This is a genomic window from Pseudomonas sp. PDM25 (genome assembly GCF_019219045.1).
Lineage (GTDB): Bacteria > Pseudomonadota > Gammaproteobacteria > Pseudomonadales > Pseudomonadaceae > Aquipseudomonas.
The window spans coordinates 1-26,920 of the sequence record NZ_JAHUWL010000008.1; the positions used below are offsets into that span (position 1 = coordinate 1).

The 26,920-nt window shown below is 59.0% G+C and carries 26 protein-coding genes; 11 read left to right on the forward strand and 15 right to left on the reverse strand.

The genetic code is table 11. From position 1 onward, the window contains the following. Positions 1–293 precede the first annotated feature (293 nt). The 6 genes from msrQ to KW848_RS16365 all read right to left on the reverse strand — a co-directional run bounded on the left by msrQ (position 294) and on the right by KW848_RS16365 (position 6,270). The gene (gene msrQ / locus KW848_RS16340) at positions 294–914 is read right to left on the reverse strand and encodes a protein-methionine-sulfoxide reductase heme-binding subunit MsrQ (RefSeq protein WP_218537472.1); all 621 of its coding nucleotides are present in this window, start codon (positions 912–914) and stop codon (positions 294–296) included. Then, positions 914–1,927, reverse strand: a complete 1,014-nt coding sequence (msrP, locus tag KW848_RS16345; RefSeq protein ID WP_218537473.1) for a protein-methionine-sulfoxide reductase catalytic subunit MsrP — start codon at positions 1,925–1,927, stop codon at positions 914–916. The genes msrQ and msrP overlap by 1 nt, the downstream gene beginning before the upstream one ends. Positions 1,928–1,985: 58 nt before the next feature. After that, positions 1,986–2,840: a CDP-diacylglycerol--serine O-phosphatidyltransferase gene (gene pssA, locus KW848_RS16350; protein ID WP_008156794.1), complete on the reverse strand. Its 855-nt coding sequence runs from the start codon at positions 2,838–2,840 to the stop codon at positions 1,986–1,988. 146 nt (positions 2,841–2,986) lie between these two features. Next, on the reverse strand, positions 2,987–4,003 hold the full coding sequence (ilvC, locus tag KW848_RS16355; RefSeq protein ID WP_007948647.1) for a ketol-acid reductoisomerase: 1,017 nt from the start codon (positions 4,001–4,003) through the stop codon (positions 2,987–2,989). Positions 4,004–4,051: 48 nt separating this feature from the next. Next, entirely contained in the window at positions 4,052–4,543 is a 492-nt protein-coding gene (gene ilvN, locus KW848_RS16360) for an acetolactate synthase small subunit (protein WP_003176102.1), read from the reverse strand. Positions 4,544–4,545: 2 nt separating this feature from the next. Further along, entirely contained in the window at positions 4,546–6,270 is a 1,725-nt protein-coding gene (locus KW848_RS16365) for an acetolactate synthase 3 large subunit (RefSeq protein ID WP_008156791.1), read from the reverse strand. Positions 6,271–6,670: 400 nt separating this feature from the next. Here KW848_RS16365 and KW848_RS16370 point away from each other — a divergent pair, with 400 nt between their 5' ends. After that, positions 6,671–7,093: a DUF4124 domain-containing protein gene (locus tag KW848_RS16370; protein ID WP_192410900.1), complete on the forward strand. Its 423-nt coding sequence runs from the start codon at positions 6,671–6,673 to the stop codon at positions 7,091–7,093. 108 nt (positions 7,094–7,201) lie between these two features. Here the strand turns inward: KW848_RS16370 and KW848_RS16375 are convergent, their stop codons facing one another. Genes KW848_RS16375 through mrcB form a run of 3 tightly spaced genes read right to left on the reverse strand, consistent with a single transcriptional unit; the run spans position 7,202 to position 10,612 of the window. Then, positions 7,202–7,537 carry a YqcC family protein gene (locus KW848_RS16375; protein ID WP_008156787.1) on the reverse strand — a complete coding sequence of 112 codons (336 nt, stop codon included), beginning with the start codon at positions 7,535–7,537 and terminating at the stop codon, positions 7,202–7,204. Then, positions 7,537–8,271 carry a tetratricopeptide repeat protein gene (locus KW848_RS16380; RefSeq protein ID WP_111451044.1) on the reverse strand — a complete coding sequence of 245 codons (735 nt, stop codon included), beginning with the start codon at positions 8,269–8,271 and terminating at the stop codon, positions 7,537–7,539. Before KW848_RS16380 ends, KW848_RS16375 begins: the two co-directional genes overlap by 1 nt. A 16-nt stretch (positions 8,272–8,287) precedes the next feature. Then, positions 8,288–10,612 carry a penicillin-binding protein 1B gene (gene mrcB, locus KW848_RS16385; protein WP_111451045.1) on the reverse strand — a complete coding sequence of 775 codons (2,325 nt, stop codon included), beginning with the start codon at positions 10,610–10,612 and terminating at the stop codon, positions 8,288–8,290. 118 nt (positions 10,613–10,730) lie between these two features. Here mrcB and KW848_RS16390 point away from each other — a divergent pair, with 118 nt between their 5' ends. From KW848_RS16390 to KW848_RS16405, 4 genes are all read left to right on the forward strand, one after another. Next, on the forward strand, positions 10,731–12,287 hold the full coding sequence (locus tag KW848_RS16390; protein WP_218537474.1) for a bifunctional aminoglycoside phosphotransferase/ATP-binding protein: 1,557 nt from the start codon (positions 10,731–10,733) through the stop codon (positions 12,285–12,287). A 91-nt stretch (positions 12,288–12,378) separates the two neighbouring features. After that, entirely contained in the window at positions 12,379–12,723 is a 345-nt protein-coding gene (locus tag KW848_RS16395) for a pentapeptide repeat-containing protein (protein ID WP_111451047.1), read from the forward strand. 226 nt (positions 12,724–12,949) lie between these two features. Further along, entirely contained in the window at positions 12,950–13,222 is a 273-nt protein-coding gene (locus KW848_RS16400; RefSeq protein WP_003228231.1) for a TfoX/Sxy family protein, read from the forward strand. A gap of 15 nt (positions 13,223–13,237) precedes the next feature. Further along, on the forward strand, positions 13,238–14,038 hold the full coding sequence (locus KW848_RS16405; protein ID WP_218537475.1) for a Crp/Fnr family transcriptional regulator: 801 nt from the start codon (positions 13,238–13,240) through the stop codon (positions 14,036–14,038). A gap of 232 nt (positions 14,039–14,270) precedes the next feature. Here the strand turns inward: KW848_RS16405 and KW848_RS16410 are convergent, their stop codons facing one another. Genes KW848_RS16410 through KW848_RS16425 form a run of 4 tightly spaced genes read right to left on the reverse strand, consistent with a single transcriptional unit; the run spans position 14,271 to position 17,816 of the window. Next, positions 14,271–15,122 carry a ChaN family lipoprotein gene (locus tag KW848_RS16410; protein ID WP_218537476.1) on the reverse strand — a complete coding sequence of 284 codons (852 nt, stop codon included), beginning with the start codon at positions 15,120–15,122 and terminating at the stop codon, positions 14,271–14,273. Positions 15,123–15,142: 20 nt separating this feature from the next. Continuing rightward, on the reverse strand, positions 15,143–15,910 hold the full coding sequence (locus tag KW848_RS16415; protein WP_218537477.1) for a heme ABC transporter ATP-binding protein: 768 nt from the start codon (positions 15,908–15,910) through the stop codon (positions 15,143–15,145). Continuing rightward, on the reverse strand, positions 15,910–16,893 hold the full coding sequence (locus KW848_RS16420; protein ID WP_218537609.1) for an iron ABC transporter permease: 984 nt from the start codon (positions 16,891–16,893) through the stop codon (positions 15,910–15,912). The genes KW848_RS16415 and KW848_RS16420 overlap by 1 nt, the downstream gene beginning before the upstream one ends. Before the next feature lie 50 nt (positions 16,894–16,943). Then, the gene (locus KW848_RS16425) at positions 16,944–17,816 is read right to left on the reverse strand and encodes a hemin ABC transporter substrate-binding protein (protein ID WP_218537478.1); all 873 of its coding nucleotides are present in this window, start codon (positions 17,814–17,816) and stop codon (positions 16,944–16,946) included. Positions 17,817–17,982: 166 nt separating this feature from the next. Here KW848_RS16425 and KW848_RS16430 point away from each other — a divergent pair, with 166 nt between their 5' ends. Then, positions 17,983–18,300, forward strand: coding sequence for a Rieske (2Fe-2S) protein (locus KW848_RS16430; protein ID WP_008153288.1), 318 nt, complete (start codon positions 17,983–17,985; stop codon positions 18,298–18,300). On the opposite strand, the gene sfsA is transcribed toward KW848_RS16430, so the two are convergent. Further along, a complete protein-coding gene (gene sfsA, locus KW848_RS16435; RefSeq protein ID WP_218537479.1) occupies positions 18,297–19,010 on the reverse strand; it encodes a DNA/RNA nuclease SfsA in 714 nt (237 codons plus the stop codon). The genes KW848_RS16430 and sfsA overlap by 4 nt on opposite strands. Continuing rightward, the gene (locus KW848_RS16440; RefSeq protein WP_192410892.1) at positions 19,010–20,182 is read right to left on the reverse strand and encodes a pyridoxal phosphate-dependent aminotransferase; all 1,173 of its coding nucleotides are present in this window, start codon (positions 20,180–20,182) and stop codon (positions 19,010–19,012) included. Before KW848_RS16440 ends, sfsA begins: the two co-directional genes overlap by 1 nt. 332 nt (positions 20,183–20,514) lie before the next feature. Here KW848_RS16440 and dksA point away from each other — a divergent pair, with 332 nt between their 5' ends. The 5 genes from dksA (at position 20,515) to KW848_RS16465 (ending at position 26,706) form a co-directional block, all read left to right on the forward strand. Further along, on the forward strand, positions 20,515–20,958 hold the full coding sequence (dksA, locus tag KW848_RS16445; protein WP_008153293.1) for an RNA polymerase-binding protein DksA: 444 nt from the start codon (positions 20,515–20,517) through the stop codon (positions 20,956–20,958). 200 nt (positions 20,959–21,158) lie between these two features. Beyond that, positions 21,159–22,055 (forward strand): tRNA glutamyl-Q(34) synthetase GluQRS, encoded by an 897-nt coding sequence (gluQRS, locus tag KW848_RS16450; protein ID WP_218537480.1) that lies wholly within the window; start codon positions 21,159–21,161, stop codon positions 22,053–22,055. Between the two features lie 77 nt (positions 22,056–22,132). Then, entirely contained in the window at positions 22,133–22,309 is a 177-nt protein-coding gene (locus KW848_RS16455; RefSeq protein ID WP_003176118.1) for a hypothetical protein, read from the forward strand. Continuing rightward, positions 22,293–25,247 carry a sensor histidine kinase gene (locus tag KW848_RS16460; RefSeq protein ID WP_218537481.1) on the forward strand — a complete coding sequence of 985 codons (2,955 nt, stop codon included), beginning with the start codon at positions 22,293–22,295 and terminating at the stop codon, positions 25,245–25,247. Before KW848_RS16455 ends, KW848_RS16460 begins: the two co-directional genes overlap by 17 nt. Before the next feature lie 22 nt (positions 25,248–25,269). Further along, complete coding sequence (locus KW848_RS16465) at positions 25,270–26,706, forward strand: sigma-54 dependent transcriptional regulator (RefSeq protein ID WP_218537482.1); 1,437 nt, start codon at positions 25,270–25,272, stop codon at positions 26,704–26,706. Positions 26,707–26,920 lie beyond the last annotated feature (214 nt).

The following is a 26,920-nucleotide window of genomic DNA, read 5'->3' on the forward strand; positions in this document are numbered from 1 at the left end:
TTTCCTTTGCAACTTCAACCACTTGCGCTTGCGATCTCTCGTTAGCGGGAGGCGAATTCTACAGCGTTACTCGCTGCTGTCAACACCTCTTTTACACCGCTTTCGACCGAGAAGATCGAATCGTCAAAAGAGCCAAACAACCTCGCTCCTTCAACTCCTTCTGGGCTTCGATGACCTGAAGCAACCCGCTGTCGAAAACTACGTAACTCATTGTTTACCAAGGAGTTTTCCGCTTCGACTGCGCCGGAAGTGGGGCGAATTATAGACTTCCAGAATCTGCCGTCAACCCTTAATTAAGCTTTTCGTGCAGCAGGTGTCTTTTTGGCTATTAATCGTGGGATTCGGCGGATTACAGAGGGTAGTCGCAACACTAATAGCAATGCACCTATAGAAGCGTAAACCGCCCACTCCTTAAGATCAGCGCGCACGATCCACAACATATGCAGCAATCCAAGCCCGAGAACCCCATAGGCAAGACGATGTAATTTCTTCCAGCCAGAACCCAAACGCCGCTGACTATAGCGATTTGAGGTCACCGCCAAGGCCAATAAACACAGAAACCCAAGCGTCCCGACAATAATGTACGGCCGTTTGCGCAACTCGACACCCAACTGCGACCAATCAAAGCCGAGGATGAACGCCGTATACCCACTCAAATGCAAAACCACATAGGCGAAGCACCACAACCCCAGTTGTCGCCGGACAGCAACCCACCCTGCCCAACCAGTAAGCTTCTGCACAGGTGTCATGCTTAACGTAATGAGCAGCAGTACAAGCGCCCCCAACCCCAACCGGTCAACCAGAACCTTGCCCGGATCAGGCCCCAGCACATCCTCCCAGGCCTGATACAACCAAAGCAGCGGCCAGACCGCAGCAGCTATAAAGACGCCAATTCGCCAAAACGGAAATCGCATCAGTAGTTCTTCCGCAAATCGAGCCCTGTATATAGAGAGGCGACTTCATCCGAGTAGCCATTGAACATCTGCGTGTCCCGCACATTGGGCTTGAACAGCCCACTCGGCAAACGCCGCTCACGCGCCTGGGTCCATCGAGGATGATCGACTGTCGGATTCACGTTCGCATAGAAGCCGTACTCATCCGCAGCAATGCTCTGCCAGGTGGTCTTCGGCTGCTCGCTGACCAGACTGATCCGCACGATGGATTTGATGCTCTTGAAGCCATATTTCCACGGCACCACCAAACGCAGAGGCGCGCCGTTCTGATTGGGCAGCTCACGCCCGTACATACCCACGGCAAGAATCGCCAACGGATTCATCGCCTCATCCAGACGCAGCCCTTCCACATACGGCCAATCGATCAAGGCAAAACCGGAACGTTGCCCGGGCATGCTCTTGGGATCTTCCAGGGTTTCAAAGCGAATGAATTTGGCTTTGGAAGTCGGCTCGACTTCCTTGAGCAGGGCCGAGATGGGAAATCCGATCCAGGGAATGACCATCGACCAGGCCTCTACACAGCGAAGACGGTAAATACGCTCCTCGAGCTGATAAGGCCTCATGAAGTCCTCCAGTGCGTACCGCCCTGGTTTTCCCACCTCCCCGTCTATTACCACACTCCAAGGTTCGGTTTTCAGCGCGCCGGCATTGGCAGCGGGATCACCTTTGTCGGTGCCGAACTCATAGAAATTGTTGTAATGGGTCGCGTCCTTGAATGGCGTGATCGCCTCATCCTTGACGCTAACCGCGCCCCATCTAGCAGAAGGTAGTTTTTCGGCAAACCAGGAAGGCGCCTTGCCAGGCTCGACATCCGAATAACGCGCAGCATCGGCAGCACTGACCCAACGCGGCAAGCCGCTAACAGCCAAACCGGCGACGGCAGCACCGAGCACATTGCGACGAGATAGATAGAAGGATTCAGGCGTGACGTCCGACTCATGGCAGTCAGACGCTTTGGGGACTTTGATCAGCATGGCAACTCCGCAGCATTGGAGAACAGATGCACCAATAGACTGCGGAGTATGAGGGAAGCTAAGCGTTTTTGTGCCGACGAAGACGTAACAGATATTGAACCGGGCCAGAGGCTGCATAAGCGAGGAAAACCAGCAGCAGAATGCGCGGCGGATCACTGAACACCACGGCAAACACCAACACCACGGCGAGAATCGCCACGAAAGGTACACGCCCTTTCAAGTCCAGCTCCTTGAAGCTGTTGTACTTGATGTTACTGACCATCAGCATGCCGGCAGCCGCAACCATCAGCGCCACCAGGAAGGACATCTTCGAACCCTGGATGCCGTAATCACTGAACGCCCAGACAATGCCTGCAACCACACCAGCAGCCGCCGGACTGGCCAGACCTATGAAGTAGCGCTTGTCCGCAGTGCCGACCTGGGTATTGAAACGCGCCAGACGCAACGCTGCACCGGCCACATAAATGAAGGCAACCATCCAGCCGACCTTACCCATGTCGCCCAAGGCCCAACCGAATGCCAACAATGCTGGCGCGACACCAAAGGCGACCATGTCGGACAGCGAGTCGTACTCGGCACCGAAGGCACTCTGGGTATTGGTCATACGGGCAACGCGACCATCGAGGCCGTCGAGCACCATCGCGACAAAAATCGCGATTGCTGCAAAAGCAAAATACTTGCTCGCACCAATCGAATCACCGGCACTCAAGGCGCTCTGGGCGCTCATCGAGTTGATGATGGAGTAAAACCCTGCGAACAGGTTCGCAGTGGTGAACAGATTCGGCAGAAGATAGATACCACGATGCCGGACTTTACGGCCTTCAGCGTCGTGCCCTTCCTCGATGTGTTCATCGATGGGCAGCAGGCTTTCGGCGTCAGAAGCCTGGTTTGGCTCTTCGGGACGTTCGCTCATGGACATTACCTTGCAACGGGGTGGAAAGTTTGGACAGGTGTCTGGGACGACGGTTCGGCCGCAAACGATGCAGCTTTATACCAGAACCGGCCGCCCAAACGAAAAAACGCGGCCTAGGCCGCGTTTTTTTCGTACAAGTGTGCGACTTAGTTTTTAGCTTTGTCGACGATCTTGTTGGCACCGATCCACGGCATCATGGAGCGCAGTTGCTCGCCGATGATTTCGATACCGTGAGCGGCGTTGTTACGACGCTTGGCGGTCATCGAAGGATAGCCGGTAGCGCCTTCGCTGATGAACATCTTGGCGTATTCGCCGTCCTGAATACGTTTCAGGGCGTTGCGCATGGCCTGACGGGATTCGGCGTTGATCACTTCCGGACCGGTCACGTACTCGCCGTATTCAGCGTTGTTGGAGATCGAGTAGTTCATGTTGGCGATACCGCCTTCGTACATGAGGTCAACGATCAGCTTCAGTTCGTGCAGGCATTCGAAGTAGGCCATTTCCGGCGCGTAGCCAGCTTCAACCAGGGTTTCGAAACCGGCTTTAACCAGCTCAACGGTACCGCCGCACAGAACGGCTTGTTCGCCGAACAGGTCGGTTTCAGTCTCGTCCTTGAAGGTGGTTTCGATGATGCCGGTACGACCGCCACCAACGCCAGCGGCGTAGGACAGTGCAACGTTTTTGGCGTTGCCGGAAGCATCCTGATAGATAGCGATCAGGTCAGGGATACCGCCGCCTTTGACGAACTCGGAACGCACGGTGTGGCCCGGAGCTTTCGGCGCGATCATGATCACGTCGAGGTCAGCGCGCGGAACAACCTGGTTGTAGTGGATCGCGAAACCGTGGGAGAAGGCCAGGGTGGCGCCTTTCTTGATGTTCGGCTCGATTTCGTTCTTGTACAGAGCGGACTGGAACTCGTCCGGGGTCAGGATCATGACCAGGTCGGCAGCCGCAACAGCGGAAGCAACGTCGGTCACTTTCAGGCCGTGAGCTTCGGCTTTGGCAACAGTTGCCGAACCTTTACGCAGACCAACAGTAACGTCAACGCCGGAGTCTTTCAGGTTGCACGCTTGAGCGTGGCCCTGGGAACCGTAACCGATGATGGCAACTTTCTTGCCCTGGATGATCGACAGGTCGCAGTCTTTTTCGTAATAAACTTTCATGAAATTCCCCTATATATCCAGGCCGTTCAGGCCATTCGCTAATTTGGTTTAGATGCTGAGTACTTTGTCGCCGCGGGCAATACCGGTTACGCCGCTGCGGACGGTCTCCAGAATCGAGGCGGTGCCAATGGACTGAATGAAGCTGTCGAGCTTATCGCTGGTACCGGTCAATTGAACGGTATACACGCTAGCGCTGACGTCAACGATCTGCCCACGATAAATATCGGTAGTGCGTTTGATCTCGGCGCGCTGGGCGCCGGTGGCCTTGACCTTGACCAGCATCAGCTCGCGCTCGATGTGAGCACTCTCCGACAGGTCGACCAGTTTGACCACTTCGATCAACTTGTTCAGGTTCTTGGTGATCTGCTCGATAACTTCATCGTGGCCAACCGTGGTCAGCGTCAGACGCGACAGGGTCGGGTCTTCGGTAGGTGCCACAGTCAGGCTTTCGATGTTGTAGTTGCGCTGCGAGAACAGGCCGACTACACGAGACAGAGCACCCGGTTCGTTTTCCAGAAGCAAGGAAATAATGTGCCGCATGATTATGTACGCTCCGTCTTGCTCAGCCACATATCGCGCATGGAGCCGTCTTTGATCTGCATCGGGTAGACGTGCTCGCTGGTGTCGACCGAAACATCAATGATCACCAGGCGATCTTTCATGGCAAACGCTTCTTCCATCTTCGCCTTCAAATCTTTCGATTCAGTGATGCGCATGCCGACGTGACCATAGGCCTCTGCCAGCTTGACGAAATCAGGCAGCGATTCCATGTAGGAATGCGAGTGACGGCTACCATAGCTCATGTCTTGCCACTGGCGAACCATACCCAAAACGCCGTTGTTCAGGATGACGATTTTGACTGGCAAGCCATATTGCAGACAGGTGGACAGTTCCTGAATGTTCATCTGGATACTGCCCTCGCCCGTCACGCAAACGACATCGTCATCCGGGAAGCTCAGCTTGATGCCCATGGCCGCCGGAAAACCGAAGCCCATGGTGCCCAGACCACCGGAGTTGATCCAGCGGTTCGGCTTGTTGAACGTGTAGTACTGCGCCGCGAACATCTGGTGCTGACCCACGTCGGAGGCGACAAAGGCATCGCCTTTGGTCACTTCACACAGGGTTTCGATCACGGTCTGCGGCTTGATAACGCTGCCGTCGCCCTTGTCGTAAGGGAACAGGCCGCGATCACCGCGCCACTCATCAACTTGCTTCCACCAACTGGCAACGGACTCCTTGTTCGGGGTCTCGCCGATTTCCTTGAGGATCGCGACCATCTCGGTCAGGACACTCTCGACCGGACCGACGATAGGCACGTCTGCCTTGATGGTCTTGGAGATCGAAGCCGGGTCGATGTCGATGTGAATGATCTTGGCATTCGGGCAGAACTTCGCCGGGCCGTTGATCACGCGGTCGTCGAAACGAGCGCCGACTGCAAGGATCACGTCGGCATGGTGCATCGCCAGGTTAGCGGTGTAGCTGCCGTGCATGCCGAGCATGCCGATAAACTGACGGTCGGTGCCAGGGTAGGCACCCAGCCCCATCAGGGTATTGGTCACCGGCAGGTTGAGCATCTTCGCCAGCTCGGTCAGCGGCGCGGAGCCACCACCGAGAATCACGCCGCCGCCTGCATACATCACAGGACGCTTGGCCGCCAGGAGCATTTCTGCCGCCTTGCGGATTTGCCCGGAGTGACCGCGAACGGCCGGGCTGTAGGAACGCAGCTTGGCTTTTTTCGGGAAGATGTATTCGAACTTCTCGGCCGGGTTGGTCATGTCTTTCGGGATATCGACAACGACCGGACCAGGACGACCGGATTGCGCGAGGTAGAACGCTTTCTTCATGACTTCCGGGATTTCCGACGCGTGCTTGATCATGAAGCTGTGCTTCACGATCGGCCGGGAGATACCGATCATGTCGGTTTCCTGGAACGCATCGGTGCCCACCATGGTGCTAGGCACCTGGCCGGAAATGACCACCATCGGAATGGAGTCCATGTAGGCCGTGGCAATACCGGTAATGGCGTTGGTTGCGCCCGGGCCGGAGGTCACCAGTACCACACCGGCTTTACCGGTGGCACGGGCATAGCCGTCAGCCATATGGGTCGCAGCCTGTTCGTGACGAACCAGGATGTGGGTCACTTCCGGTTCTTTGAACAAGGCATCGTAGACATGAAGAAGAGCACCACCCGGGTACCCGTAGATATATTTGACGCCTTCGTCACGCAAAAAGCGGACGAGCATCTCACCGCCAGATAAAAGCTCCACGTTGTTCACCTCTAAAACGCCAGAATACCGCCCACATAAAAGAGGACGGGTCTTAATAGGTTTACTTCTCAGCAGAGCATGAGCGACGGTGGTCGCCGACTACGTCAGCACTGACTGAGCAAGTATTGGGATCGTCCCAAGTGTTGCGGGCCTTTCCCACCCAGCGCGAGGTAACGCGTTGCGGGTGTAACAGGTCGGCGCGGATGTGCGCCTCATGATCTGCTGAGCGGGCCTGCTTCTGGCAGTCCCTCTACAGCGGACTTTGGATTCTTCTGTTTCGTCCTCTCCAAGTCAAGTCGTCTATGTGCTTTATTGAACTAAGCACATGAGAAAGCAAGAAAAAACCGCTAAACAGCAACTGTGTTAGCTTCAATTGCGCAACCCAATACAAGGAAATGGCATGCGAACGTTTTTCCTGACCGTCAGCCTGCTGATTGGCATCAGTCCTCTGGGCGTGGCCGCTCAGATCTACAAATGGGTCGACGCCCAGGGCGTTACCCACTTCGACGCCCAGCCGCCCCAAGGCCAGGAAGCTACCACCGTGGTCACGCCCTCCTCGCCTGCCAGCAACCAACCCCCGCCGCCACGCAGCGGTGCCATTGGCGATCAACAGGCCATCGACAAAAAAGTGAAAAAGCAGGTCAGCGAGCAGCAAGCCCAGCTAAAGGCATTCTGCGAACAGGCGCGGACGAACCTGGCTCAACTGCAGAACAATCCGCGAATACGGGAGGATGTCGAAGGCGAGATGCGCCGCCTGACCGACCAGCAGCGGCAGGAGCGCATTAGCGAAACACAGAAACAGATTGCGGAAAACTGCCAGTAGACACCTGTAGGAGCCGAGCTTGCTCGCGATGAGGGCAAAACAGTCAACAGATCTGCTGACTGTTGCACCGCTATCGCGAGCAAGCTCGGCTCCTACAACGGATCGGATTCAGCGGGAGGCGGTGATCAGTAGATCAAACTCTTTGAGCAGCACCTGCAGTTGCCGATCCCTGCCTTGAACATTGCGGGCAGCGAAGACCATTTCGGCCATCTCCTGAATTCCCGAAGCGTTTGGCAAGGGCAGATCCTGCTCGAGGATCACCTTCATCCGCGGAAGGAAGATCCATTGCAGCCACTGCTCGAAATCCAGCGTATCGACCGAGAATGGTTCGACACTGGAAAGCGCTTCGGCGGAGGGCGAGACCTCGTCCCACCAACCCTGAACCCGCAGCTCGCGCTCGATAAGCAGCAACTGTTCGGCAATCTTCGGGAAGCGCGCATCCATCACAGCGAAACCTTGGCCTTCTGACGGGCCAATGCTGCGCCAGCAGAATCACCCTGTTTCTCACGCGCCTGAGCGATCAATTCCCACAAGCTGGCTTGAAGTGCCGGACGACCATTGGCGAAGGTCAGGCCACGACGAGCAAACTGCTCGGCTTGTGGTGCATCGCCTTGAGCCATACGTACCTGGGCCAGACGATAAAGCACTTGCGGCTCACGCGGAGCAACACGCTGGGCGCGTTCGAGGCTGGAGGAAGCACCGTTGAGATCACCACTCGCCTGTTGCTGCTGAGCGGTAGTCAGCAAGGCCAGAACCGGACCGTCCAATTGCTCGTCGGCAGACAAGCCACCGGAGCTCGCCGAAGGAATCCCGCTCGGCGTCGACGGCATGCTGTAGCTGCCCTGATTGACCGGTGCCGACTGGACCGGCGAGGTATCGATCGGCCCCGGAGTAATCGGGCCTGGCGTGATCGGCGCAGTGCTGATCGGTGCCGACGTTACTGCGCCACCACCCGGCACCATCACGACGACGCCGGTATCACCTTGTGGAATCGCCTGAGTCTGGGTTTGCGCAGGACGTTTAGTCGTCGTCTGACGGAAACCGCCATTCGCCGAAATCCGTTCACTGTTCGAAACGGCGCTACCGGAATCCACAACCGGAATCGACCCGCGTTGTACGGAGGAGCAACCGCTGAGCAAAGCCACGGCAGTAACCGCTGGAATCAACCACTTGTTCACTTGAAACCCTCTTTGCTTAATTCATCCAGCCCTTGACCCAATCCATCACCGTTTCGCCGGAAACAGGGCTTTCGCCACCGCAAGCAGCACCGGGAGGCGGTTCGCTGCCGCGAATATACGGCATCTGCACCGCACCTGGGCAGTTGGCATCAGAGCCTTGTCCGGTACGCGAATCGACCCAGGCCTGAACAATGTTGTCTGGCTGCGGCATGTCCAGCGGTAACGGATCGGCCTTGCGCATGAAACTGGTCCAGACCTGCAACGCACCGGTCGCGCCGGTGAACGGCGTCTTGCCGTTGTCATCGCGCCCCAGCCAGACCACTGCCAGCAGGTCCTGACTGAAACCGGCGAACCAGCTGTCCCGCGAATCGTTACTGGTACCGGTCTTGCCGGCCAGGGTCAGGGTTTTCGGCAACACGTTGTAAACCGAACTACCGGTACCTTCACGCATGACCCGCTGCATGGCGCTCTGGATCAGGTAAATGGAGGCCGGATCGAAACGCTGCTGAATCTGGAACGGATAACGCTTGAGCGGTTCGCCTTCCGCGGTCAATACGCTACGGATCCCGCGCATCGGCGTATTGAAACCACCGTTGGCCAGGGTCTGGTACATCGTCGCCACTTCGATCGGGGTCAGACCGCCAGCCCCCAGTAGCATCGACGGGAACGCCGGGAATTCGCGACTCACACCAAGACGCGCCAGGGTCTTCAGGACATTCGGCACGCCCACCGCCAACCCGAGACGCGCGGTCGACAGGTTGTAGGAGTGCGCCAGGCCCTGATACAGAAATACGGTGCCATGGGAACGGCGATCGTAGTTCTGGGGTTTCCAGACTTGACCGTCCGCGCCTTTGACCGAGAAGGAATCGTCCGACAGCCAACTGGTCAATGTGTACTGGCTCGGCTTCTCAAGGGCTGTCAGATAAACCGCCGGCTTGATCAAAGAGCCGATCGGTCGCACAGCATCCAGCGCACGGTTGAAGCCGGCAAAACTCGCCTGACGACTGCCGATCATGGCCTGGACTTCACCGGTTTCCGGGTTGGTCACGACCATGGCCGCTTCAACCTCATCGGAACCCTTGCGCCCGGCGAGTCTCTTGAAGGTGTCGTTGACCGACGCCTCGGCTTTCATCTGCAGGATCGGGTCGAAACTGGTGAAGATCCGCAGACCTTCTTCGGTCAAGTCTTCGTCGCGATAGTCTTCACGCAGCTGACGCTTGACCAGATCGAGGAAGCCGGGGAACGAGCTGTCCGCCAGCTTGCCGCGAGTCGTCACACCCAGTGGCATTTGCTTCGCGGCAGCGACCTGCTCGGCGGTGGCAACACCTTGCTGCTCAAGTACATCGAGTACCAGATTACGCCGCTCAAGCGCCCGCTCAGGGTTGCGACGCGGGTTGTAATAGGACGGCCCCTTGACCATGCCCACCAGCATGGCGACTTGATGCAGTTTCAGTTCGGACAACGGTTGCCCGAAGAAAAACTGGCTTGCCAAGCCAAAGCCATGCACTGCGCGCTGGCCATCCTGACCGACGAACACTTCGTTGAGGTAAGCCTCAAGAATTTCTCGCTTGTCGTAATGCAGCTCAAGCAACATCGCCATCATGGCTTCGGTGAGTTTACGGGTCAGGCTGCGTTCGCTGGTCAGGTAGAAATTCTTGACCAACTGTTGCGTCAGCGTACTGCCGCCCTGGGTCATCTTGCCGCCAGAGGTGTTGACGTAGACGGCGCGGGCAATCGACTTGGGCGACACGCCCCAATGGCTATAGAAATCCCGGTCTTCCACAGCGACCAGGGTTTCCAACAGATAGGGCGGGACCTGATCGATTTTGATCAGAATGCGATCTTCGAGGTTTTTCGGGTAAATCCCGCCGATCAGCAGCGGCTCAAGGCGCACCACAGAAAGCTTCGAACCGTTGGTCGCCGAAAGTTCGGCCACGTAGTCGCCGGAGAACCGCACGCGCACAGGCTGGGGTTTCTCCAGGCCTTCGTAGAACTGGAAGCCACGGGTATTCAAGTCGACAGTGTTGCCACTGACCGCCGCCGCACCGGGGCCATTGCTCACGGCCTCGCGTCGGTAGCCCAAGGCGTCGAGCTCGGTGAGGAAGTCTTCCTTGCTCAACTTTTGGCCGGTAAACAGCTCCAGCGGGCGCGCGTACACCTTGGCCGGGATGGTCCAGCGCTTGCCGGAGAACTTCTCCTGGACGATCGCGTCGAGGTAAACCGCGAACCCGGCCAGCACCACAAGGCCGACCAGACTGAGTTTAAGGGCCCAGCCCAGCCAGGGGCGCAGGCCCTTGGAAGGTGGTTTTTTGGGGGTGCGGGGGGATCGAGTACGAGTCATGGCGGCGGATTATACGCACTTTATTCAGACTCAACAGGAGCCCTCTGAGGTTTGCGTCAGACGGACTTGCGGCCATAATGACGGCCGTGAATTTCCCCCAGACTCTGAAGGATCGCTTGTGAGCCAATCCCTGATCGCTGCCCTGCAAAACCCAGCCCTCTACCCGCATCCCGTAGACGGGTTCCAGGTCATCGAAACCCATATTTCCTGGGTAATCCTCACCGGTCCCTTTGCTTATAAAGTGAAGAAGCCAGTGAATTTCGGCTTCCTGGATTTCACCAACCTCGACGCTCGCAAGCATTTTTGCGGGGAGGAGCTGCGTCTTAACCAGCGCCTGACCAACGATTTGTACCTCGAAGTATTGCCAATCACCGGCAGCGCCGAAGCCCCACAACTGGGCGGCGCGGGTCCGGTCGTCGATTACGCACTGAAAATGCGTCAATTCCCACAGAGCGGGTTACTCAGCACCCTACAAGCCAATGGTGAATTGACCACCACGCACATCGACGAGATGGCCGCGCAGATCGCCCAATTCCACCTCAACGCGCCGAAAGTGCCTGCCGAACACGAAGCCGGCACGCCGGAAAGCGTGATGGCACCGGTACGCCAGAACTTCGAACAGATCCGCCCGTTCCTCAGCGACAAGGCCGATCTGCTGCAACTGGATGCGCTGCAAGCCTGGGCCGAAAGCAGCTTCGAACGCCTCAAGCCACTGTTCGCCCAGCGCAAGGCCGAAGGTTTCATCCGCGAATGCCACGGTGACATCCACTTGGGCAACGCCACCGTGATCGACGGCAAGGTCGTGATCTTCGACTGCATCGAGTTCAACGAACCGTTCCGCTTCACCGACGTTTATGCCGACACCGGCTTCCTGGCGATGGACCTGGAAGACCGTGGCCTGAAGAGCCTGGCGCGCCGCTTCATCAGCCAGTACCTGGAATTGACCGGCGATTACCAGGGCCTGGAGTTGCTGAACTTCTATAAAGCCTACCGCGCACTGGTTCGCGCCAAGGTCAGCCTGTTCAGCATGCCGGCCGAGGCCGACCCGGTGCAGCGAGCCACCACCCTGCGTCAGTACCGCAATTACGCCAACCTGGCGGAAAGCTACAGCACCATTCCTTCGCGCTTCATGGCCATTACCCACGGTGTTTCTGCCGTCGGCAAGAGCCACGTAGCCATGCGTCTGGTGGAAGCATTGGGCGCCATTCGCCTGCGTTCCGATGTAGAGCGCAAACGTCTGTTCGGCGAGCAAACCGTGCCAAACGACCCTCAGGCCGGCATCTATAGCGCCGACGCCAGTGCCGCCACTTACACCCGCCTGCATGAAGTTGCCGCTGTGATCCTGCGCGCAGGCTTCCCCGTGGTGATCGATGCGACGTACCTCAAGCGCGACCAGCGTGACGGCGCAGCGAAAATCGCCGAAGCCACCGGCGCGCCATTCCTGATCCTCGATTGCAATGCGCCGCAAGCGGTGATCGAGACCTGGCTGGCCCTGCGTCAGGCAGACAAAAAGGACCCGTCCGACGCCAACCTGGCGGTTATCGAAGCCCAGCAAGCCACTCGCGAGGCTCTGACGCCGGCAGAGATTCTGTGCAGCAAACGCGTTCAGACCAATGAAAGCGGAACCCTCGACACCGTCATTGCGCAGATTCGCCAGCGCCTGCCAGGGCTGTAAGCAACTATTTCAGCCGTGAAGCCTTCACCGGCTTCACGGCTGCCAAATAGTGGCACTATACTGGCGTCATAAAACCAACAGGTGATCTGACATGAGCCAGCCGAAACTTCTCGATACCCCGCTTTATGCTTTGCTGCACAAAGACGACATCACTGGCTTCAACAACGAGCGACCAAAAGACGGACCTATCGACATGGTCGGTGGCGATTTCCGGGGGCTGGACCTGCGTGAACTGAACGCCGACGGCATCGACTTTACCGATGCCTATTTCCGCTCCGCCGACTTGCGCGGCATCGACTTTCGCAACGCCTCCCTGGAAGGCGCGAGCCTTGCTCACGCACAGATCTCCGGCGCCTACTTCCCGCCAGAGCTGAGTGCTGACGAGATCCTGATGTCGATGAATTTCGGTACACGCCTGCGTTATCGCACCCGCTAGTACCCGCATCGCCTCCCCAATTTGACACGATCCCTGTGCGAGCTTGCTCCCACAGAGATTGCGTTGCCTGCTTCTACTGCACTCGCAGACATTTCCTCTCTCTCCAGACATCTGCTTCTTAGAAGCTTTTGCGTCGAAACCGACCAAACAATCACGCTTTTCCTACTGATGGCTACACTCCTGAGAAGCTCGCCCACGCACCGTTCGGCCGTCGCAAGGAGGCTTGATGAATGATGAACTGCAGCACCTGAAGAATCTTGGCAAGACGTCGGCGCAGTGGCTGCATGCCGTGGGCATCCACAGCGCCTCGGACTTGCGTCGCCTGGGGGCGGTGGATGCTTATCGGGCCGTGCGCACGCGCGGGTTTCGGGCGTCCAAGGTGTTGTTATATGCCATCGAAGGTGCCCTGATGGATGTGCACTGGAATGACATTCCCGCCGAGCGCAAGGACGCCTTGAACAAACAGCTGGAAGCTATCTCGTCACGTCACAAAAACTGAACGGACGCAGCAGCCATGTACCTACTAGGGGAACAACCGGCTTACGCCGACGCGCTGATCAACCGACTGCAACATATTCCCGTCCGGCTGCTGGAAGGTTTGATGCCCTGCGGACCGCGCCTGGAATTTTCAGCCGTCGATGATCTGGCCGTCCTGTTACCCGGCAATCAACTTTTTGTGCTGGACAATGGCCTGCTGCATGGATGCATCGACGATCGGGCATTGTTCTATCTGCACGAGGGCGATCTGATCGGCTTGCGTCAGGGCACAGAACTGCCGCGTTGCCGCTTTCGCAGCGATAACCCTTTGGCACTGACGCCATATCTGCGATCCGAGGTTTTTCAGCATATCTACGCCGACCCGGAGCGTTCGGAGTTGTTTCTTCAATACATGGCCGGACAGTCCGCGCTGCTGTCCGATGCCGTGGCCCGCTTGAAACTACCCGAGTTTCGAAGCACCAATGGCTTTCAGCGCGTGGCCAGTGGCGAAGTATTGATCCGTCAGGGCGATGAACCGGATCAGGTGTTTGTCATCATTGATGGCCACGCTGAAGCCTTTGTCGACGGCCACAAAGTCGGCGATATACCCAAGGACGAGATTTTTGGCGCCATGGCGGTATTCACTGGCGAGAAGCGTAACGCCAGTGTGATCACCAGCGAGCCCAGCACTGTCATGCTGATCCCCAAAGACCAGTTTCTCAGCCTGACCCAAAGCAATCCGAAGATCGCTCATAGCCTGATTGCGAGCATGGCCCGACATATCGACCTGCTGAACAAGCAGATCATTCTGATGAGTTCGCGCAAGCGAACAGGCTAAAACCAATGATTACGGGCGTTTCAAGCGAACGGGCAGCGCATTTCAAAGAACTGAAAAATCAGCGGTTGACTTGGTAATGAGAATCGCTATGATTACCGCATCCGGTCGCGAGACTGGTCGATATTTGAAAAGCCCTTGGTTCGGACTCTCAGATATCTCCTCATCAGGCTAATCACGGTTATTTGACCCGGCTCTTGCCGGGTCTTTTTTTGCCTGGAGAAAAGTCGTTCGATCACTTGCCAAATTGCTTACGCATTTGCGCGCAGTAATCCTGGGGCGGCGTGGCAGGCGTGTACCAGACGTAATCCGCCATGGCCGGTGTGACCTCGCTGCCCTGCTCCGCCAGCATCACCACCGCAGGCGCCTGGGGTTCACCCAGATCAAGCACATGAATCGGCACGCCGACATCCTTGCGCGCATGGTAAGCGCCGGCAAACAGCAGTGAAGGCGTGGGTGCCGCCAGCAGGCGTTCGGCCATCCGTCGGTCACGTTGCTGCTGGACCGCCAGCATCGCCGGCATCTGCGATGTCGGCAGCAGGCCACAGTGGGATTCGCTGACTTGCTTCAGCAACTCGTCCTTCACTGACGCTGCGTTGGAACGCGAACCGCTCAATGTCGGAGGGGTGGCGTAAACGGCACGGACTTCAAGCGTGTCCAGATTGGCTGCCAGCAGCGGGTATGGCTGGGACAGCGCGAAACGTACGATAGGCCCGTACAGATTCCAGTCCCAGCCAGACTGCCAGGCCAATGCACCGGGCAAATCCGCTGGCGGTGTCGAGGCGTGACGAACGTCATCGACACGCGGCTGTTGATCAGGTGTGAGCATTTCCAGCAGCAGACTGCCTTGAGGTCGCCGCTGACCCAGCGACTGCAATAACCACAGCTGCAGCTCATGGTGATCGCGATTGTCATGTTGCTCGCCCACGATCAGCCGTGAAGGCGTCTTCAGCCGTTCAATCAGCTCCTCTGCCGTGAGGGTCTGACCGCTGCGCAAGTCCCGGATCTCGCCGACAACCGGTGGCGCAGTCGAAACATGCTGACAGGCACTCAGCAACAGCAAGGCCAGCATCAAAATCCCACGCATGTTTTCACTCCATAAAAAACTCAGCGGGCGATGATCAGCGGATGCCCACGCTCCGGGTGCTGCTGCACCAGCACTTCCAGCCCGAACACGGCCTTGAGTGGCTCTGGGCGCAACACCTGCTCCGGAGTATCGAGCGCCACAGGGCGCCCGCCTTCGAGCAGTAACAGGCGATCACAATAGCGCGCTGCCAGGTTCAGATCATGCAGGATCACCAGCACCGCCGCGCCTCTATTGGCGAACTCGCGTACAGCTTGCAAAGTGGTGTGCTGATGAAGCGGGTCGAGCATCGACGTTGGCTCATCGAGCAACAACGTTTGCCCTGCTTCGCCCGGCCAGAGCTGCGCCAGAACCCGCGCCAGATGCACCCGCTGACGTTCACCACCGGACAAAGCCAGATAGCTGCGGCCACTCAAATGTTCGGCATCGGCTGCGTGTAATGCAGCGGCGACGATCTCGTCATCGCGGACCCGACCGCTTTGATGGGGCAAGCGGCCCATGCCGACCACCTCTTCGACACGAAAAGCGAAGTCCAGGGTCGACACCTGCGGCAATACCGCCAAGCGCTGCGCTCGCGACGTCCCCGTCCAGTCGCTCAGCTCGCGCTCGTCGAGCCAGACGCTGCCCTGATGAGCCCGCAACTCGCCGCACAAGGCGCCGAGCAAGGTGCTTTTGCCGGCGCCATTCGGCCCCAGCACGCCGAGAACTTCGCCCGGTTTGAGCTCAAGCGTGATGTCCGTCAGGACAATCTTTCGGCCCCGACGGATTTGCAGATTTTGCGTTCGCAACATCAGGCACGCCCTCTGAGCAATAAATACAGAAAGAACGGCGCACCGATGAAAGCCGTGACGATCCCGATCGGCAATTCGGCCGGCGCCAGGGCCAGTCGCGCCACCAGATCGGCAAACAACAGAAGGCTGGCACCGGCCAATACTGACGCTGGCAACAGCACACGATGATCCGGACCGGCCAGCAGTCGCACCAGATGCGGCACCACCAGCCCCACAAACCCGATCATCCCCGCCGCGGCCACCGCCGCACCGACACCCAACGCCGTGCAAAACACCAATTCGCGCTTGAGCCCTTCGACGTCGATGCCCAGGTGACCCGCCTCCGACTCACCCAGCAACAACGCATTCAAGGCCTTGGCCCGGCGCGGCAGCCACAGCGCCACGCCGGCACTGATCAGCAGTAACGGCCAGAGCCGCGAATAGCTGGCGCCATTGAGGCTGCCCAGGTTCCAGAACGTCAGGGTGCGCAGCGTCGCGTCATCCGCCAGATAGGTGAACAGTCCCACGGCGGAACCGGCCAGCGCAGTCAACGCAATACCGGCCAGCAGCATGGTCGCGACATGGGTCTGCCCGTTGCGTCGGCCCAGTCGATACACCAACGCGGTCACGCCAAGCCCGCCGAGAAACGCGCACAGCGATAACAGATACGGCCCGAAGGATTCAGGCAGACCGCCGAACACAGAACCACCGACGATCGCAATGGCCGCGCCCAATGCCGCACCACTGGAGACGCCGACCAGCCCCGGATCGGCTAGAGGATTACGAAACAACCCCTGCATCGCCACGCCGGACAAGGCCAACACCCCTCCCACGGCCATCCCCAACAAGGTTCGCGGCAAGCGAATCTGCCCCAGGATCAGTTCGGCCTGCTCCAGTCCGTCGGGCGCAATCGGGACACCCACCAGCCGCAGAGCTGCACGCAAGGTGTCGAACAACGGCAAGCTCACCGGTCCAAGCGCCAATGACAACCAGATGGCCAGCAAACACAGCAGGATCAGACCAATGAACAAAGCACGGGGTTTAACCAGGATGGTCATTGGCCGGCCGAATCGGGGTAAAAGGCGTCAGACAGTTTTTTCATCGCATCGGGTAGCCGCGGCCCCAAGCCCCCGACCAACAAGGTCGGATCAAGCTCCATGACTCGCCCGTCCTTGGCGGCGCGGGTCGAGGACAGGATCGGGTTCTCCTTGAACAACGCCGCACGGGCTGCATCGCCGGTCAGTGCGCGATCGGCAAACACCAGCACCTCAGGATTCAGACTGACCAGGGATTCGACAGAGAAGGGTTTGTAGCCGGTATGCGTGGCCAGGTTGTGCCCGCCGGCCTGTTGCAGCAACCAATCGGCGGCGGTGTTCTTGCCGGCGATGAGCGGTTTGCCGCCCGCGTGACCAAGCAACAACAGCACGCCCGGCGATTTTCCTTTCAACTGCGCCCGAGTGACCCGGATCTTTTGCTGATCGAGTTGCTGTTGATAAGCCTGGAACACCTGCGAGGCCTGATCGTCCGCGCCAAGCAATTTGCCCAGACGCTGCAAATTGCCCTGCAACGTCGGCAGGTCCGGCTGGGCCGAGAACAGTTCGACCTGCACACCCGCACTGCGAACCTGCGAAAGCACCGGTGGCGGTCCCGTTTCCTCGGTACCGACCAGTATCTGCGGGCGTAAGCTCAAGATGCCCTCCGCCGACAGCTGCCGCTGATACCCGATGCTCGGCAATGCCTTGAGCGATTCCGGGTGCTGACTGGTGGTGTCGACACCGACCAGTTTCGATTCACCGCCCAGCGCGCTGATCCATTCCGATAAAGCGCCCCCGGCACTGACCCAACGTTGTGGCGACTCGGCCGCTGCGGCGTGGTGGCTGACGAGGAGTCCGACACAGAGCGCAGCAACGCGGGTACTCAGGCGCATAAACAGCTTCCTTCAAGGGTTTTCCCGGGCATTGAAATGACAGGCCACGTATCCTTGGCGCCTGGCATCTGTACCCGAAGGGCAAGGCGGCCATTTGATAATTGTTTGCATTTGAACGTCAAGCTCGGACATATCCAGTCACGAGCCGCCGGACTTGAGGATAGACATGAAGTTTCTTTGTGCAGGCGTTGAACTGGCCGATGCCAGCAGCCGCGGCTTCGACATCGACGGCCAGAAGCTCTTTGCCGTGCGCCGTGGCGGCCAGGTTTACGTCTACATCAATCGCTGCCCGCACCGTGGGGTCGGACTGGAATGGAAACCCGACCAGTTTCTCGACCCCAGCAACAGCCTGATTCAGTGCGCGACCCACGGCGCACTGTTTCTGATCGAAGACGGCGAATGCGTCGCCGGCCCTTGCGCCGGCCAGTCTCTGACCACCGTCGCCTGCCGCGAAGACGAGCAAGGGATCTGGGTCAGTCTTTAGCCGTTGAGCAACACTTCCAGACGCCGATCGACCACCATTTCTTCGTGGGTCAACCGCACGCCATAGGCCAGCACCTCGACTCCGCACGCCACCGCTTCACGCAAAGCGTCGGCGTAGGCCGAATCGATTTCTTTTGCAGGACGCACAGCGTCGATGCCGGTGAGATTGACGCAATACAACTGCACCGCACGAATTCCGTCCCGGGCCAAATGCGCCAATTCGCGCAAATGCTTGGCCCCGCGCTGGGTCACTGCATCGGGAAATGCCGCTACCAGCGAACCGTCGAAGCCCAGGGTGACACTTTTGACTTCGACATACGCCGGCCCGCTCGGGTAATCGAGGCGGAAATCGATGCGACTGCTCTCCTGACCGTAGGCCACTTCGCGCTTCAGCTCGGTAAAGCCGTTGAGTTCAGTGATGACACCCGCTCGCAGCGCTTCTTCGATCAAGCCGTTGGCCCGCCCGGTGTTCACGCAAAACAAGCGCCCCTGCGGGGTTTCGCCGACTTCCCAGGTGCCGGGCAACTTGCGCTTGGGATCGTTGGAACGGCTGAACCAGACCTGCCCGCCCTCAACCTGGCAATTGAGCATCGAGCCGGTGTTCGGGCAATGAATAGTCATCAACTCGCCGCTAACGGTTTCGATATCGGCGAGAAAACGCTTGTAACGACGAATCAAACGACCTTCTTCGAGGGGAGGATGAAAACGCATCAGCCTTGCCAGCTCTTCAAGCCGCGCGCAATCCGCTCGACCGCTTCCTGTAGGCGCGGAAGACTTTGGGTGTAGGCAAACCGCACATGATGGCCGGCCTGATAACGACCGAAGTCCAGACCCGGAGTAATCGCAACGTGTTCGGTTTCGAGGAAATGTCGGCAGAACGCGAAGGCATCGCCGCCGAACTTGCTGATATCGGCATACAAATAGAACGCGCCTTCAGGCTCGACAGCGATACCGAAGCCCAGCTCTCGCAGGGCTGGCAAGAGGAAATCCCGACGACGGCCGAATTCGGCGCGGCGTTCTTCCAGAATGCTGATCGTGGCCGGTTCGAAGCAGGCCAGAGCGGCGTGCTGAGCCATGCTCGGGGCGCTGATGTAGAGGTTCTGGGCGAGCTTTTCCAGTTCACCGACCGCCGCTTCAGGCGCCACCAGCCAACCCAGTCGCCACCCCGTCATGCCGAAATACTTGGAAAAACTATTCAGTACAAAGGCACTGTCATCGACTTCCAGCACGCTGGCCGCATCAGTGCCATAGGTCAGGCCGTGATAGATCTCGTCCACCACCAGATGACCGTGACGCTCCTTGATCGCGGCAGACAGGCCCGCCAGTTCATCGCGGGTCAGGATCGTCCCGGTCGGATTGGCTGGCGAAGCCACCAGGGCGCCGACGCTGTCGTGGTCCCAGTGGCGGGCAATCAGTTCCGGCGTCAGCTGATAGCGCACGTCCGGGCCTACAGGAACAAGCTGCGCGGCGCCTTCCACCAGCCGCAAAAAGTGCCGGTTGCACGGGTATCCCGGGTCCGCCAGCAGCCAGTGCTTGCCCGGATCCACCAACAAGGCGCTGGCCAGCAGCAGCGCACCGGAACCGCCAGGCGTGATGAGAATTCGCTGCGGGTCGATGTTCAAACCGTAGCGTTGCTGATAAAAGCCGGAAATGGCCTCACGCAACTCGGGAATGCCACGCGCGGCGGTGTAACGGGTCTTCCCCGCCGTCAATGCGGCCTGGCCAGCCTGAATGATCGGCTCGGCGGTGGTGAAGTCGGGTTCGCCGATTTCCAGGTGGATCACGTCGTGACCAGCGGCTTGCAGTTCATTGGCCCGCGCCAGCAGCGCCATGACATGGAAAGGTTCGATCGCGCGACTGCGGGCACTGTAGGACTGAGCCATTAGCCTTCCTTCAACGGGGAAAAGAACTGATTCTACCCAAGCGCAGGAACGAGCGAGAACCTAAAGCGGTCAGACCGTTATAACGCTGTTCTCAAACGACTCAAGCGTGTGTCTCAGGTTTGACTAAAATCAATAATTGATCAGGTCTCCAGCGCCACCAGACAAGGCTTTGCAATCATTTGCAAGCACTGCGGGCCACTACCTCGACATCCGGGAGTAGCGCGGCCCGATTTGATCTGGTAAGTTCGCCCGCTTGCAGCCGCAGGGCCGGCAGGTGTCGGTGATGGAGCAATCCTGCGCAATGGATTACAAGAGTAGAGGCGGTCTATTTCATGTCCACCCAAGCAAAGCAACAACAGAACCAGTCGATCAGCGGCTTCGAACCCTACAAAGAAGTGAAGGGCGAGGAGTACATGGGCAAGCCCATGCGCGCTCACTTCACCAAGATCCTGAATAAGTGGAAACAGGACTTGATGCAGGAAGTCGACCGTACTGTTGATCACATGAAAGACGAAGCGGCCAACTTCCCGGACCCGGCAGACCGTGCCAGCCAGGAAGAAGAATTCAGCCTCGAGCTGCGTGCCCGCGACCGCGAGCGCAAGTTGATCAAAAAGATCGACAAGACGCTGCAACTGATCGAAGACGAAGAATATGGCTGGTGCGAGTCCTGCGGCGTCGAAATCGGCGTCAAGCGACTGGAAGCCCGCCCTACCGCCGACATGTGCGTTGACTGCAAGACCCTGGCGGAAATCAAGGAAAAGCAAGTCGGCAAGTAATCTCGACTTGAACGAAAAACGGAGCGTGCGAACGCTCCGTTTTTGTTTCTGACATTCGCCACGGCGAGCCCTCCTGTGGGAGCGAGCCTGCTCGCGATTGCGGCGTGTCAGTCAACGAATGTGTTGTATGTGAAACCGCTATCGCGAGCAGGCTCACTCCCACAGGGACTCGCGCACGACCAGAGATGTAACATTCGTCCATGACCGCCACGACTTCCACCCCCTACATCGGGCGCTTCGCCCCCACGCCCAGTGGCCATCTGCATTTCGGTTCGCTGGTCGCAGCGCTGGCCTCATACCTCGACGCGCGCTCGGTGGGTGGCCGCTGGCTGATGCGCATGGAAGATCTCGATCCTCCCAGGGAAGAGCCCGGCGCTCAGGCGGCGATCCTCAAAGCCCTGGAAAGCTACGGTTTCGAGTGGGATGGCGAAGTGGTCCGACAGAGTGACCGGCACGATGCCTATGCCGAAGTCCTCAATCGCCTGTTCAATCAGGGCCTGGCCTACGCTTGCACTTGCTCGCGCAAACAATTGGAGCCGTATCACGGGATTTACCCGGGCTTTTGCCGCAACGCCGGTCATGACACTAAAGATGCAGCGATTCGCCTGCGTGTCCCCGAGCTGGAATATCACTTCATCGACCGGGTGCAAGGCGAATACCGCCAACACCTGGGCCGGGAAGTCGGCGATTTCGTGATTCGTCGCCGCGACGGGCTCTACGCCTATCAATTGGCGGTGGTGCTGGACGACGCCTGGCAAGGCATTACCGATATCGTCCGCGGCGCCGACCTGCTCGACTCCACGCCGCGCCAGCTCTACTTGCAAGAACTGCTTGGCCTGCCGCAACCGCGCTATCTGCATATCCCGCTGATCACCCAGCCCGATGGCCACAAGCTCGGCAAGTCCTATCGTTCGCCGCCGTTGACCGAAGATCAGGCAACCCCCTTGTTGCTGCGTGCATTGCGCGCACTGGGGCACAATCCCGGTGCCGAACTGGCTTACGCCACCCCACGGGAAGTGTTGAACTGGGGCATCGCCCACTGGGATGCCGTGTTGATCCCGCGCACACTCAACCTGCCCGAAGCACAACTACAGTGATCACACTTGCAGTGGCGCGCCCATCCGTTACCATCGCCGCACGTTTTCGGGCACGCGCATAAAAAAGAGAGGCCGGGATGTACATCTATCGCTTGGTCCTGCTCCTGGTAGTGGGGATTTATCTGTTCTCCCCGGCCATCATGGATTGGTGGATCGACGCCACTGGCGCCTGGTATCGCCCTTATCTGCTCTGGCTGATTCTGATCGTCGTGACCTTCATCCTGCAGAGCCAAAAAGATGCCGATGAGCTTTAGCCTGACCCAGATGATCCTGATCAGCGCCGCCTACCTGGCGGTGCTGTTCGGCGTAGCCTGGATCAGCGAACGGGGCATGATCCCCCGGGCGATCATTCGCCACCCGCTGACGTACACCCTGTCGCTGGGCGTGTATGCCAGTGCGTGGGCGTTTTACGGCACGGTGGGCCTGGCCTATCAATACGGCTACGGATTTTTGTCCAGCTATCTGGGCGTCTCCGGCGCGTTTCTGCTGGCGCCGGTGCTTTTGTATCCGATCCTGAAAATCACCCGCACGTATCAGCTGTCGTCGCTGGCCGATCTGTTCGCCTTCCGCTTCCGCAGCACCTGGGCCGGCGCACTGACCACGATCTTCATGCTGATCGGCGTGCTGCCGCTGCTGGCGTTGCAGATTCAGGCGGTGGCCGACTCCATCGGCATCCTCACCCGCGAGCCGGTGCAACATCGCGTGGCCCTGAGCTTCTGCGCACTGATTACGCTGTTCACGATTTTCTTCGGCTCGCGGCACATTGCGACGCGGGAGAAACACGAAGGCCTGGTGTTCGCGATTGCCTTTGAATCGGTGATCAAACTGATCGCCATCGGCGGTGTTGGCTTGTATGCGTTGTACGGCGTATTCGACGGCCCGCAACAGCTGGAACTGTGGCTACTGCAAAACCAGACCGCCCTCGCCGCGTTGCACACGCCATTGCAGGAAGGCCCATGGCGCACGCTGCTGCTGGTGTTCTTCGCTTCGGCGATTGTAATGCCGCACATGTACCACATGACGTTTACCGAAAACCTCAACCCTCGCTCGCTGGTCAGCGCGAGCTGGGGCTTGCCACTGTTTCTGCTGTTGATGAGCCTGGCGGTACCGCTGATTCTCTGGGCCGGGCTGAAACTCGGCGCCACCACCAACCCGGAATACTTCACGCTGGGCATCGGCATCGCCGCCAACAACAAGGCCCTGGCGCTATTGGCCTATGTCGGTGGCTTGTCGGCGGCCAGCGGCTTGATCATTGTCACCACCCTGGCGCTGTCCGGGATGGCGCTGAACCATTTGGTGCTGCCGCTCTATCAGCCGCCGGCCGAAGGCAATATCTACCGCTGGTTGAAGTGGACCCGCCGGGCGCTGATCGTCGCGATCATCATGGCCGGTTACGGTTTCTACCTGCTGCTGGGCGCGGAGCAGGACCTGGCGAATCTGGGCATCGTCGCCTTCGTCGCCACTCTGCAATTCCTGCCGGGCGTGCTGTCGGTACTGTACTGGCCGACCGCCAACCGCCGCGGTTTCATCGCTGGTTTGCTCGCGGGGATTCTGGTGTGGCTGGTAACCATGCTGCTGCCGCTGGTCGGCAATCTGCAGGGTTTCTACATACCGCTGCTGAACATGATCTACGTGCTGGACGACACCAGTTGGCACATGGCGGCGATCGCCTCGCTGGCGGCCAACGTGCTGATGTTCACCCTGATCTCGCTGTTCACCAACGCCAGCAGCGAAGAAGCCAGCGCCGCCGAAGCCTGCGCCGTGGACAACGTGCGTCGGCCGCAACGCCGCGAACTGCACGCCGCCTCCCCCCAGGAGTTCGCCACACAGCTTGCCAAACCCCTGGGCGCCAAGGCTGCGCAGAAAGAAGTCGAACAGGCCCTGCGCGACCTCTATCTGCCTTTCGATGAGCGCCGGCCTTACGCCTTGCGTCGCTTGCGCGACCGTATCGAAGCCAACCTCTCCGGCCTGATGGGGCCGAGTGTGGCTCAGGACATGGTCGAGACATTCCTGCCTTATAAGGCCGGCGGCGAAAACTACGTCACCGAAGACATCCACTTCATCGAAAGTCGCCTCGAGGATTACCACTCGCGCCTGACCGGGCTGGCCGCCGAACTCGATGCCCTGCGCCGCTATCACCGCCAGACCCTGCAGGAATTGCCGATGGGCGTTTGCTCGCTGGCCAAGGATCAGGAAATCCTCATGTGGAACAAAGCCATGGAGGAGCTGACTGGCATTGCCGCACAGCGTGTGGTCGGCTCGCGGCTGAGCACCATTGCCGATCCCTGGAAAGAGCTGCTGCAAGGCTTCATCAATCTGCCGGACGAGCATTTGCACAAACAGCACCTGGCCCTCGACGGCCAGACCCGCTGGCTGAACCTGCACAAAGCCGCGATCGATGAACCGTTGGCCCCGGGTAACAGCGGCCTGGTGCTGCTGGTTGAAGACCTGACCGAAACCCAGATGCTCGAAGACAAACTGGTGCACTCCGAGCGCCTGGCCAGCATCGGTCGACTCGCCGCCGGTGTGGCCCATGAAATCGGCAACCCGATCACTGGCATCGCCTGTCTGGCGCAGAACCTGCGCGAAGAGCGCGAAGAAGACAGCGAACTGAAGGAAATCAGCGGGCAGATCCTGGAGCAGACCAAACGCGTGTCGCGCATCGTTCAGTCGCTGATGAGCTTCGCCCACGCCGGCAGTCATCAGCACAGCGACGAGCCCGTCTGTCTGGCCGAAGTGGCCCAGGATGCCATCGGTTTGCTGGCGCTGAACCGACGCAATTTCGAAGTGCAGTTCTACAACCTGTGCGATCCCGATCACTGGGTCGAAGGCGACCCGCAGCGACTTGCGCAAGTACTGATCAACCTGCTCTCAAACGCCCGCGACGCCTCGCCTCCCGGCAGTGCGGTGCGGGTCAAAAGCGAAGCCGGCGAACACACGGTCGATTTGATCGTGGAGGACGAAGGCAGCGGTATTCCGAAGAACATCATGGATAGATTGTTCGAACCTTTCTTCACCACCAAGGATCCTGGCGAAGGCACCGGTCTGGGCCTTGCACTGGTCTATTCCATCGTTGAAGAGCATTATGGACAAATCACCATCGACAGCCCGGCTGATGTTCAAAGCCAACGCGGCACCCGTATCCGGGTGACCTTGCCGCGTCATGTCGAAGCGACGTCCGCTGTGAACTGAGACCGTCGAGAGTATCGAATCAATGCCGCACATTTTGATCGTCGAAGACGAAACAATTATCCGCTCCGCCTTGCGCCGCCTGCTGGAACGTAACCAGTACCAGGTCAGCGAAGCCGGTTCAGTGCAGGAAGCACAAGAACGCTTCACCATTCCCACGTTCGACCTGATCGTCAGCGACCTGCGTCTGCCGGGCGCGCCTGGCACCGAGTTGATCAAACTCGGCCAAGGCACTCCGGTGTTGATCATGACCAGCTACGCCAGCCTGCGTTCGGCGGTCGACTCGATGAAGATGGGCGCGGTGGATTACATCGCCAAGCCTTTCGATCACGATGAAATGCTGCAAGCCGTCGCGCGAATCCTGCGTGACCGTCAAACTGTGCAAGCCAGCGGTGAACCGGTCGCTGGCAAAGCCGGTAATGGCGCCGCGAAACCGGGCGCCAGCAACAACAATGGCGAAATCGGCATCATCGGCTCCTGCCCGCCGATGCAGGATCTGTACAGCAAGATCCGCAAAGTCGCGCCAACCGACTCCAATGTTTTGATTCAGGGCGAATCCGGCACCGGTAAAGAACTGGTGGCGCGCGCCCTGCACAACCTGTCCAAACGTGCCAAGGCGCCGATGATTTCGGTGAACTGCGCGGCCATTCCGGAAAGCCTGATCGAGTCCGAACTGTTCGGCCACGAAAAAGGCGCGTTCACTGGCGCCAGCGCCGGGCGTGCCGGCCTGGTAGAAGCCGCCGACGGCGGCACCTTGTTCCTCGACGAAATCGGCGAACTGCCACTGGAAGCCCAGGCCCGCCTGCTGCGCGTGCTGCAGGAAGGTGAAATTCGTCGTGTGGGTTCGGTGCAGTCCCAGAAAGTCGATGTGCGCCTGATCGCCGCGACTCACCGGGACCTCAAGAGCCTGGCGAAGATCGGCCAGTTCCGTGAAGACTTGTATTACCGCCTTCACGTGATCGCCCTGAAACTGCCGGCCCTGCGCGAGCGCGGTGCCGACGTCAACGAAATTGCCAACGCGTTCCTGGCGCGGCAGAGCGCGCGGGTCAACCGCACCGACCTGAAGTTCGCCCCGGATGCCGAGCAAGCCATTCGTCACTACTCCTGGCCGGGTAACGTTCGGGAGCTGGAAAACGCCGTAGAACGTGCGGTCATTCTGTGTGAGAGCCCGGAGATTTCCGCCGAGCTGCTGGGGATCGACATCGAGCTGAGCGATCTGGACGATGACGATTTCATCGGCCTGCCACCACAACAGGGCAGCGCCGCCGGTAACAATAGCCATGAGCCGACCGAAGACCTGTCACTGGAAGACTACTTCCAACACTTCGTTCTCGAGCACCAGGACCACATGACCGAAACCGAGTTGGCACGCAAACTCGGTGTCAGTCGCAAATGCCTGTGGGAACGCCGTCAGCGCCTGGGCATTCCGCGGCGCAAGACCGGGGTGGCCAGCGAGAGCTGAACCTCACCTGTCTGATGTGCGGGTAACACGTGACAAGGTGAAAAAACTGTTACCTCACCTTTTCCACGTAACAGAAGCCGGGGCTTACGGTAACGAAGCCCCGGTTTTTTTTGGCCTCTGAAAACCTCACCAACGGGCCTAACCCCTTGTTTTGCTGGGCCTCGCAAAAGTTGGCACGCACCCTGCTATATGTTTGGTACAAGAACAATAACAA